The sequence below is a fragment of the Bacillus sp. JJ1532 genome (genome assembly GCF_036965085.1).
Taxonomy (GTDB): domain Bacteria; phylum Bacillota; class Bacilli; order Bacillales; family Cytobacillaceae; genus Cytobacillus.
In genome coordinates, this window is record NZ_JBALOW010000003.1 from 249,163 (window position 1) to 259,307 (window position 10,145).

General features: G+C 41.4%; 8 protein-coding genes and 1 other RNA gene. 8 read left to right on the forward strand and 1 reads right to left on the reverse strand.

The genetic code is table 11. From position 1 onward, the window contains the following. Positions 1–198: 198 nt before the first annotated feature. The 3 genes from tpiA to eno are packed head-to-tail and all read left to right on the forward strand — an operon-like array spanning position 199 to position 3,814. Entirely contained in the window at positions 199–948 is a 750-nt protein-coding gene (gene tpiA, locus V7122_RS02740) for a triose-phosphate isomerase (RefSeq protein ID WP_335525749.1), read from the forward strand. After that, positions 941–2,476, forward strand: a complete 1,536-nt coding sequence (gene gpmI / locus V7122_RS02745) for a 2,3-bisphosphoglycerate-independent phosphoglycerate mutase (protein WP_335354609.1) — start codon at positions 941–943, stop codon at positions 2,474–2,476. Before tpiA ends, gpmI begins: the two co-directional genes overlap by 8 nt. A 42-nt stretch (positions 2,477–2,518) precedes the next feature. Beyond that, positions 2,519–3,814 (forward strand): phosphopyruvate hydratase, encoded by a 1,296-nt coding sequence (gene eno, locus V7122_RS02750; RefSeq protein ID WP_335344036.1) that lies wholly within the window; start codon positions 2,519–2,521, stop codon positions 3,812–3,814. Between the two features lie 122 nt (positions 3,815–3,936). Here the strand turns inward: eno and V7122_RS02755 are convergent, their stop codons facing one another. Further along, the gene (locus tag V7122_RS02755) at positions 3,937–4,923 is read right to left on the reverse strand and encodes a nuclease-related domain-containing protein (protein ID WP_335525750.1); all 987 of its coding nucleotides are present in this window, start codon (positions 4,921–4,923) and stop codon (positions 3,937–3,939) included. A gap of 163 nt (positions 4,924–5,086) precedes the next feature. Here V7122_RS02755 and secG point away from each other — a divergent pair, with 163 nt between their 5' ends. The 5 genes from secG (at position 5,087) to ssrA (ending at position 9,763) form a co-directional block, all read left to right on the forward strand. Further along, complete coding sequence (gene secG, locus V7122_RS02760) at positions 5,087–5,320, forward strand: preprotein translocase subunit SecG (RefSeq protein WP_335344034.1); 234 nt, start codon at positions 5,087–5,089, stop codon at positions 5,318–5,320. 168 nt (positions 5,321–5,488) lie between these two features. Next, positions 5,489–6,235, forward strand: coding sequence for an alpha/beta hydrolase (locus tag V7122_RS02765; protein ID WP_335525751.1), 747 nt, complete (start codon positions 5,489–5,491; stop codon positions 6,233–6,235). 33 nt (positions 6,236–6,268) lie between these two features. Then, positions 6,269–8,605 carry a ribonuclease R gene (gene rnr / locus V7122_RS02770; protein WP_335525752.1) on the forward strand — a complete coding sequence of 779 codons (2,337 nt, stop codon included), beginning with the start codon at positions 6,269–6,271 and terminating at the stop codon, positions 8,603–8,605. A gap of 175 nt (positions 8,606–8,780) precedes the next feature. Then, positions 8,781–9,248 (forward strand): SsrA-binding protein SmpB, encoded by a 468-nt coding sequence (smpB, locus tag V7122_RS02775; RefSeq protein ID WP_335344031.1) that lies wholly within the window; start codon positions 8,781–8,783, stop codon positions 9,246–9,248. 156 nt (positions 9,249–9,404) lie between these two features. Continuing rightward, positions 9,405–9,763, forward strand: a transfer-messenger RNA (tmRNA) gene (gene ssrA / locus V7122_RS02780). Positions 9,764–10,145: the final 382 nt, after the last annotated feature.

Here is a 10,145-nt window from a genome sequence, read left to right on the forward strand (position 1 = left end):
CGCCCTTCGACAAGAAAAATGCGTGAGGAAGGTAGTTAAGGAGCATTCATAACTCCTTTCGACAAGAAAAAAGCGTGAGGAAGGTAGTTAAGGAGCCCTTCATAACACCCTTCGACAGGAAATATCCGTATCAAAGGCAGTCATAATGCCCCCGAACGGTGAACCCTAAATTTTTTTATCAAAAAAGGATGTGCCAGCATGCGTAAACCAATTATTGCAGGAAACTGGAAAATGCATAAAACCCTTTCAGAGGCGAAAGCATTTTTTGAAGAAATCGATGGCTCGATTACGGACCAAGATAAGGTTGAAACAGTAGTTTGTGCACCTGCTCTATTTTTGGAGGCATTAGTAGGCTATGGTGTAGGCATAGGTGCTCAAAATATGCATTTTGAGGAAAGCGGTGCTTTTACAGGAGAAATCAGTCCTGCAGCACTTGAGGATATCGGCGTCACGTATGTCATTCTCGGTCATTCGGAGCGCCGTGAAATGTTCAATGAAACTGATGAGGCTGTCAATAAAAAGACTTTGGCTGCGTTCAAATACAATCTAACGCCAATCGTCTGTGTTGGTGAAACACTGGAACAGCGTGAGAACGGGGAGACAATGGCGTTTGTTGGTTCCCAGGTTGAAAATGCATTAAAGGGTTTGTCTGAAGAACAAGTCAAACAAACAGTGATTGCCTATGAGCCAATTTGGGCGATTGGCACGGGGAAATCCTCAACAGCAGAGGATGCAAATGAAGTATGTGCCCATATTCGCCAAGTAGTGAGAGACCAATTTTCACAGGCTGCTGCTGAGGCGTTACGCATTCAATATGGGGGCAGTGTGAAGCCCGCTAATATTAAAGAATATATGGCTCAACCAGATATTGATGGGGCTTTAGTAGGCGGAGCAAGTCTTGAGGCGCAATCCTTCCTGCAATTATTGGAGGCAGGGAAGTATGAGTAAATCCCCGGTAGCTTTAATTATTCTTGATGGATTCGGCTTAAGGGCAGAGCATAAAGGAAATGCCGTTTATCAGGCGAAGAAGCCGAATTTTGAACGGTTCTGGAATACATACCCGCATTCCACGTTAACGGCATCCGGAGAAGCGGTTGGTCTGCCTGAAGGACAAATGGGCAATTCAGAAGTGGGTCATCTAAATATTGGAGCCGGCCGGATTGTGTATCAAAGCTTAACTCGAGTCAACGTGGCCATTCGCGAAGGCAAATTCGATAAAAATGAAACATTCTTAAAAGCGATGGACCATGTGAAAAAGAATGGCACCAACTTACATATTATGGGTTTGCTGTCGGATGGAGGCGTCCATAGTCATATCAGTCATCTGTATGCACTCCTGCATCTTGCCGCAGAAGAAGGCGTAAAGAACGTCTTTGTTCATGGTTTTTTGGATGGACGTGACGTTGGCCCGCAAACAGCAGGAGGCTACATAAAAGCAGCAGAGGAAAAAATGAAGGAATACGGTGTTGGAAAATTTGCTACCATTTCTGGCCGGTATTACTCCATGGACCGGGATAAGCGCTGGGAGCGGGTTGAAAAATCCTATCGCTCCATGGTATACGGTGAGGGTCCAACATATTCTAAGGCGGTCGATTTGGTGGAGGATAATTATAGTCATGGGATTTTTGACGAATTCGTCCTTCCATCTGTCATAACGCAAGAAAATGGAGAGCCTGTTGCAACGATTCAAGATAATGACGCGGTTATTTTCTATAATTTCCGTCCGGACCGGGCGATCCAAATTTCGAACACCTTTACGAATAAGGATTTCCGTTCATTTGATCGGGGGACAAAGCATCCGGAGAATCTTTTCTTCGTATGTTTGACTCATTTTAGTGAAACTGTAGACGGATATGTAGCATTTGAGCCGAACAACTTAGATAACACGCTAGGAGAGATTATTTCTCAGAATGGCTTAAAGCAGCTGCGAATTGCAGAAACGGAAAAGTATCCTCATGTGACGTTTTTTATGAGCGGCGGTCGTGAGGCGGAATTCCCTGGTGAAGAGAGAATCTTGATTAATTCGCCAAAGGTTGCAACATATGACTTAAAACCCGAAATGAGCGCTTATGAAGTAACAGATGCCTTATTGAAGGAAATTGAAGCGGATAAGTTTGATGCGATTATCTTAAACTTTGCCAATGCCGATATGGTCGGTCACTCCGGTATGCTCGAGCCAACGATTAAGGCTGTAGAAACGGTTGATGAATGTTTAGGAAAAGTTGTGGATTCCATTATTGCAAAAGGCGGAAAAGCGATTATTACAGCCGATCATGGAAATGCAGATGAAGTGGTAACACTTGATGGCCACCCGATGACCGCCCATACGACCAATCCTGTGCCTGTTATTGTGACGGCAGCTGGAATTGAGCTGCGTGATGGCGGAATCCTTGGTGATCTGGCGCCAACTATACTTGATTTGCTAGGGCTGGAGAAACCAGCTGAGATGACAGGAAAGACGCTTGTGAAAAAATAAATTTTTTACTACTAAAAAAAGATTTTAAAGGAGAGAAAAGATATGCCATATATCCAACATGTTTACGCTCGTGAAGTATTAGATTCCCGCGGTAATCCAACTGTAGAGGTAGAAGTCATTACAGAGTCTGGTTTCTTTGGCCGTGCCATTGTTCCATCTGGTGCATCAACAGGTGAATACGAAGCAGTTGAGCTTCGTGACGGTGACAAATCCCGTTACCTTGGAAAAGGTGTTCAAAAAGCGGTTAATAACGTAAATAATATTATTGAAGAAGCGCTTATCGGCATGGATGTGACGGATCAGGTTGGCATTGACCGCACGATGATCGAATTAGACGGTACTGAAAATAAAGGCAAGCTTGGCGCGAATGCTATTTTGGGCGTATCTATGGCTGCAGCACACGCGGCTGCTGAGTCTGTGGGTCTTCCTTTATATCGCTATCTTGGCGGCTTCAATGCAAAGCAGCTTCCGACACCAATGATGAACATTATTAACGGAGGATCACACGCTGATAACAACGTAGATTTCCAAGAATTCATGATTATGCCTGTTGGAGCGCCTACTTTTAAGGAAGCAATCCGCATGGGTACTGAGGTTTTCCATGAATTGAAGAAGGTTCTTTCAGGTAAAGGCCTTAACACGGCTGTTGGGGATGAAGGCGGTTTTGCACCGAACCTTGGCTCAAACCGTGAAGCTTTAGAAGTGATTATCGAAGCAATCCGCAACGCTGGATACGAAGCTGGGAAAGATATTTACTTAGCAATGGATGTAGCTTCTTCTGAATTCTACAATAAAGAAACAGGCAAATACGATTTAGCTGGCGAAGGCCGCACAGGCTTAACTTCTCAAGATATGGTGAGCTTCTATGAGGAGTTAGTTAATGAGTTCCCAATTATCTCCATTGAAGACGGTTTAGATGAAAATGACTGGGAAGGTCATAAACTGTTAACAGAGCGCATTGGCGGGAAGGTTCAGCTAGTTGGAGATGACCTTTTTGTAACAAATACGAAGAAGCTTGCTCAAGGAATTGAGCAGGGTGTCGGCAACTCCATTCTAATTAAAGTGAACCAAATCGGTACATTAACAGAAACGTTTGAAGCGATTGAAATGGCGAAACGTGCAGGCTACACAGCCGTTGTTTCCCACCGTTCAGGCGAAACAGAAGATGCCACAATTGCTGACATCGCTGTAGCAACAAACGCTGGCCAAATCAAAACAGGTTCTATGTCCCGTACGGATCGTATTGCAAAATACAACCAGCTACTTCGCATCGAAGACGAGCTTGGCGATTTAGCGGTATATGATGGATTGAAGAGTTTTTATAATTTGAAGAAGTAACTAGTAGGAGGTGACTGCGGGGGCAGTCACCTTTTTATATGTGAATTGACCGATATATTTGATAAACTGACCGATATATCAAAAAAGTGACCGATATAATAGTGAAGTCGACCGATATATCATTAAAACTGACCGATATCTCTATCTAAAAGGATGTCAAGGTGATAGATACGGCCTTTATTTAAACCAGAATGAGGTAAATTCATAGAAAATAGTAACTTTTTTGCAATATCTGGAGAAGATAGTCTCAAAAACTCCCGAAATTGCTGATTTGTAATTGAAGAACCTATTAAAAGGCAGTAATCTATTAAAGCTTGATAATGGGCTGCCTTATCTTTGAGCTTACATACGGGACAGAACCATGTTCCGTAAATACGTTTCATTGGAGAAGGCCTACATTTTGGGCATTGGACACCTGTTATCAGGGCGGATACAGAGATTTTGTATTTCTCCAATACAATGACCTTTTCAGGGGTGTGGCTAGTAACTAGAAGTTTGGCTATTCTTTTTATCTCCCGCTGCGTAAATTTTTCTTCGGTAAATGATTTTTGCATTTTTTCAATACGATCCAATAATTCATGGGCATGTAAGACTACTTTAAAAGCTACATGATTTTTGGGATCTGTTTTAATGACGGTGGACGGGTTGCTAATCACAACTAAATATTCGATTGGAATTGAAATGTTTCGCTGTTGTAGCCAATTTCTAAATTCTCTCTTTTGCCTTTCAGCTTGTGTAATGGGATCCAAAAATCCATCTTCATTGTCATTCATATATCGGATTAACTGCTTAAATTTGGAATCAAAAAAGAGGGTGCCGCTAATATTCTTTGTTTCAAGGATGAGAGCAAATGTGGGGGATAGAATAAAGGTATCTATCTGGAAGTATTCGTGTCCGTTGGATAGGCGAAGATTTTTGACAATGGTGAATTCTTTGTCAGTAAGAATATTAATGTAATAATCAGTAGCCACTTCACCGCGGAAGCCTGCTTTTCGCTTTGCTAAATCTTTTTCAATTAGTGGCCGCTTTTCAAAATTCGGTGGCAGCCTATTCAATAATGCTTCACAAGCTAGAATTTTAAGGGGAATGGTTCTTTCTTTTACAATCAACATGTTCACTCCTTATTTAATATACATATATCTTCAATCTTAATATAAGAATTCCTCTTTTTTAAATTACCATTTGTAAATCCCGTGCCGTACTATTGTACATCTTACAAAAATATGATAAATTTAAAATATTGTAGTTGTGCGTTTTCAGGAGGTGGCCTTGATGCATACATTATTTATTGTTTTATTAGCGATTGTTTCTGTCGGACTTATACTTGTGGTGCTTCTTCAATCTGGTAAAAGTGCTGGTCTTTCCGGTGCAATTTCAGGAGGAGCGGAACAGCTTTTTGGGAAGCAAAAAGCACGCGGTCTTGATTTAATTCTACACCGCATCACAGTTGTTCTTTCTGTTCTATTCTTTATTCTGACTATTTTAGTTTCGTATTTCGCATTATAAAAAATTGCCTGGCCTTACGAAGGTCAGGTTTTTTTTCGTTTGTTAAAGATGGTTTTTATTGGATTGTAATCCCTTGGTTTGTTAAAAATATAGATAATCAAGTTAATCAAACGTTTGTTTATACGCTTTTAAACAAACGTTTAGTTAAGAAAAAAGGAGTCTTACATAATGAAGATTGTAGCACCGAAGCCGTTTACCTTTGGAAATGGAAAACGAGCAGTATTGCTGTTGCATGGATTTACAGGGAACACAGCGGACATGAGAATGCTTGGACGTTATCTTGAAGGGAAAGGGTATACCTGCCATGCGCCACTTTATAAAGGACACGGGGTTCCGCCGGAGGAACTGATTTCTACGGGACCTGATGACTGGTGGGAAAATGTCATGGAAGGGTACGAGTTTTTGAAAAATAAAGGCCATCAGGAGATAGCTGTGTGCGGCTTGTCATTAGGCGGCGTATTTTCACTAAAATTGGGTTACACTGTACCTATAAAGGGAATTACTACGATGTGTGCGCCGATGTATATAAAAAGCGAAGAAGTGATGTATGAAGGAATTCTGCAATATGCCCGGGAATATAAAAGGCTGGAAGGAAAAACCGAAGAGATCATTGAGCAGGAAATTACTGAATTCTGTAAGACGCCAATGAAAACATTAAAGGCTCTGCAAAATCTGATCTCGGATGTCCGTCAGCATGTGGATACAGTTTATTCACCGACATTTGTTGTACAGGCACGGCATGATCACATGATTAATACAGACAGTGCCAATATTATTTATAACGCAGTCGAAACAGATTTAAAGCAGCTGAAATGGTACGAAGAATCTGGGCATGTCATTACTTTCGATAAAGAGAAAGATTTGCTGCATGAAGACGTCTATCAGTTTTTAGAAAGACTTAATTGGGAAGAATAATAGAAACGAACCTCGAGAGGGAGGGAAAAGTAAATGGAAAATATTCAACAGATCATTGACAAGCTTCTCTATTATATGAAGGATGAAGCCTACAAGCCATTGACGGTCCAAGAAATGGAGGCGGCATTTGGAATTGAGGATTCATCCGATTTCAAGGACTTCGTCAAGGCATTAGTACAAATGGAAGAAAAAGGGCTTGTTGTAAGAACAAGAAGCAATCGTTACGGACTGCCGGAAAAAATGAATCTGATCCGCGGTAAGTTAACGGGTCATGCAAAGGGTTTTGCCTTCGTCATACCTGAAGAGCCAGGGATGGATGATATTTTTATTCCGCCAAATGAAACGAACAACGCGATGCATGGAGATATCGTCCTAGCACGAGTCAGCTCGGAAAGCTCAGGACAAAGAAGAGAAGGAACCATCGTCCGAATATTAGAACGTGGGATTCAGCAAATTGTTGGAACCTACACAGAGAGTAAGCATTTTGGTTTTGTTCTGCCTGATGATAAGAAGTTCACTAGCGATATTTTTATTCCGAAAAATGCATCCTTAGGGGCAGTGGAAGGTCATAAAGTGGTAGTAAAACTGACCACTTACCCAGAAGGAAGGAAAAGTGCAGAGGGAGAAGTCATTCAAATTCTTGGTCACAAAAATGACCCGGGTGTGGACATCCTGTCAATCATACATAAACACAATCTGCCAATGGCTTTTCCGGATGAAGTGATTAATCATGCAAATAGTACACCTGAAACAATTGCGGAAAGCGATCTAGAAAACCGCCGCGATTTAAGAAATGAAACGATTGTGACGATTGATGGAGCTGATGCAAAGGATTTAGATGATGCCGTTACCGTGACAAAATTAGCAAACGGAAATTACAAGCTTGGTGTACATATTGCTGATGTTTCACATTATGTGACGGAAGATTCCCCTATCGACCGGGAAGCATCTGACCGGGGAACGAGTGTCTATCTAGTCGATCGGGTGATACCGATGATTCCTCACCGTCTGTCAAATGGCATTTGTTCATTGAATCCGCAGGTGGACAGATTGACCTTATCATGCGAAATGGAAATTACCTCGAGTGGAGAGGTTATATCACATGAAATCTTCCAGAGTGTGATTAAAACAACGGAGCGGATGACGTATTCGGATGTGAATAAAATTCTTGAGGATCAGGATGAGGAACTGCTGAAGCGTTACGAGCCGCTAATCCCAATGTTTCAGCTTATGGGAGAGCTTGCTCAAATTTTACGAGAAAAGCGGATGAAGCGCGGTGCCATTGATTTTGATTTTAAAGAGGCAAAAGTAATTGTGGATGAAGAAGGAAAGCCAAATGATGTTGTTCTTCGTGAACGTTCTACAGCAGAAAGGCTAATTGAAGAGTTTATGCTTGCTGCCAATGAAACGGTGGCTGAGCATTTCCATTGGCTGGATGTTCCGTTCATCTATCGTATACACGAGGATCCGAAAGAGGATAAGCTAAGAAGATTTTTCGAGTTTATTACGAACTTTGGTTATTTAGTTAGAGGAACGGCCAATGCTGTACATCCGCGGGCATTACAGGAAATAATCGAAGAGGTGCAAGGAAAGCCGGAAGAAATGGTAGTTTCGACGGTGATGCTTCGCTCGATGCAGCAGGCTAAATATTATCCGGAAAGCCTGGGACACTTCGGGCTGTCAACGGAGTTTTATACGCATTTTACTTCACCGATTCGCCGTTACCCTGACTTAATTGTCCACCGGTTAATCCGAACGTATTTAATTCAAGGCAAGCTAGATGCAACGACAAGAGAAAAATGGAATGTCCTGTTACCGGATATTGCCGAGCATACCTCCAATATGGAACGAAGAGCAGTTGACGCGGAGCGGGAAACAGACGAGCTGAAAAAAGCTGAATATATGGAAGATAAAATTGGCCAAGAATATGATGGAATTATTAGCTCTGTTACGAACTTTGGGATGTTTGTTGAGTTGCCGAATACGATTGAAGGTCTGATTCATGTTAGTTATATGACGGATGATTACTACCGTTATGATGAACGCCATCTAGCAATGATTGGTGAACGTACAGGCAATGTCTTCCGAATCGGGGATGAAATTACGGTTAGAGTGATTAAAGTAAATAAGGAAGAGCGTTCTATCGATTTTGAGATTGTTGGCATGAAGGGGACCCCTCGGAGAAGGGATTCCAAAGAATTACCGAAGATTATCCGAACTGGCAGCAGCGAGCGAAAGCCTCGTAAAGGGAAATCTGAACAAGGCCAAGGAAAAAATAATAATGGCAAAGATTCAGGAAAAAGTCCAAGAAAGAAAAAGAAGTTTTACGACAATGCCCCAAAAGCGAAGAGAAAGAGTAAAAAGCGTTAGTTTATAATATTAGAGGGCCTTTATCAATTTTAGGCTCTCTTTTTCAATCCACCTAGGCTCTTAATTGAGCGAGCCTTGGAAATTTGCTACAATGAGGTTATCGAAAAATTCCTTTCTGCTAGTTAGCCCCCAAAAGGTTTTGTTCTTGCAGAAAAGAATGTAAGGGGGAAATGTCATGCCAAAGGGCGCAGGAAAAATGATTGCCCAAAATAAAAAGGCTTATCATGATTTTGCAATAGAAGAAACCTATGAAGCTGGAATTGTCCTTCAGGGAACTGAAATCAAATCTATTCGTGCAGGCAAAGTTAACTTAAAAGATTCGTATGCCAGAATTGAAAAAGGAGAAGTTTTTCTCATTGGGATGCATATTAGCCCATACGAACAGGGAAACCGCTACAACCATGATCCATTGCGGACAAGAAAGCTGCTTCTTCACGGAAAAGAAATCAGCAAATTGATCGGCGACACGAAGGAAATTGGTTATTCAATTGTTCCATTAAAGCTATATTTGAAAAACGGCTTTGCGAAGGTGTTAATCGGCCTTGCAAAAGGTAAGAAGAAATACGATAAACGTGAAGATCTGAAAAAGAAAGAAGCGAAACGTGAAGTAGACCGTGCTTTCCGCGAAAGACAGAAGATGTAGGATTGTTTTACAAAAACTTACAATTGAAATTGTGGTTAGATGTGCTATAATAATAACTGTCACGAGGCAGTGACACATAACTTTAGCTCAGCTAAACTTGAGCATTCCGTTAGTTGTCAGCATGCAGAATAAGCTTCGGTGCAGACCTTTTATAATGGGGACGCTACGGATTCGACAGGGATAGTTCGAGCTTAGGTCGCGAGTCGAGGGGATCGGCCTCGTTAAAACGTCAAAGCCTATAACTGGCAAACAACAAAACAACTTCGCTTTAGCTGCTTAATAGCGCTTAGCGGTTCGCCCCTCCATCGCCCATGTGGTAGGGTAGCGGACTCACTCTAAGTGGGCTACGCCGGATCTCACCGTCTGAGGGAGAAGGAAGAGAACAACCAGACTAGCTGACCGGACGCCTGTCGATAGGCATAAGGATCAGCGAAGCGCGAATATATCGACTACACTCGTAGAAGCTTAAGTGCCGATGTTTCTGGACGAGGGTTCGACTCCCTCCGTCTCCACCAAATACATATTTGGTGGTTTTTTATTTGTCTTGTGACTTAAACCATAAAAGTGTCAAGGTGACATCCTTATGCTTTAAAAAGGAAGGTTACATTCTTATGCTTTAAAAACACAGTTGAGTATCATAAAACTACACTTTTTGATTCATTACTAATAGTATTCATTATTAAGTATTGTTAAAGGCCATCTTTTGATGGTCTTTTTTATTTGATGTATGACGAAAGATATTTTAGGAGGAAAAGAACTCGTTATAGGTGTAGTTATATAAAAAAGATTGATCATTTAAAATAAAATTCGATTATTTAAAATAAAGTTTGATTAAAAATCCTGTGTTGATATGCAGGATTTTTTCTTATTCCACAATCGGGCCATTTTCTTGAATAA

What these genes read in the sequence shown, in the direction of transcription:
- tpiA (WP_335525749.1), top strand. Translation starts at nt 199, where the DNA reads ATGCGTAAACCAATTATTGCAGGAAACTGGAAAATGCATAAAACCCTT.
- gpmI (WP_335354609.1), top strand. Translation starts at nt 941, where the DNA reads ATGAGTAAATCCCCGGTAGCTTTAATTATTCTTGATGGATTCGGCTTA.
- eno (WP_335344036.1), top strand. Translation starts at nt 2,519, where the DNA reads ATGCCATATATCCAACATGTTTACGCTCGTGAAGTATTAGATTCCCGC.
- secG (WP_335344034.1), top strand. Translation starts at nt 5,087, where the DNA reads ATGCATACATTATTTATTGTTTTATTAGCGATTGTTTCTGTCGGACTT.
- V7122_RS02765 (WP_335525751.1), top strand. Translation starts at nt 5,489, where the DNA reads ATGAAGATTGTAGCACCGAAGCCGTTTACCTTTGGAAATGGAAAACGA.
- rnr (WP_335525752.1), top strand. Translation starts at nt 6,269, where the DNA reads ATGGAAAATATTCAACAGATCATTGACAAGCTTCTCTATTATATGAAG.
- smpB (WP_335344031.1), top strand. Translation starts at nt 8,781, where the DNA reads ATGCCAAAGGGCGCAGGAAAAATGATTGCCCAAAATAAAAAGGCTTAT.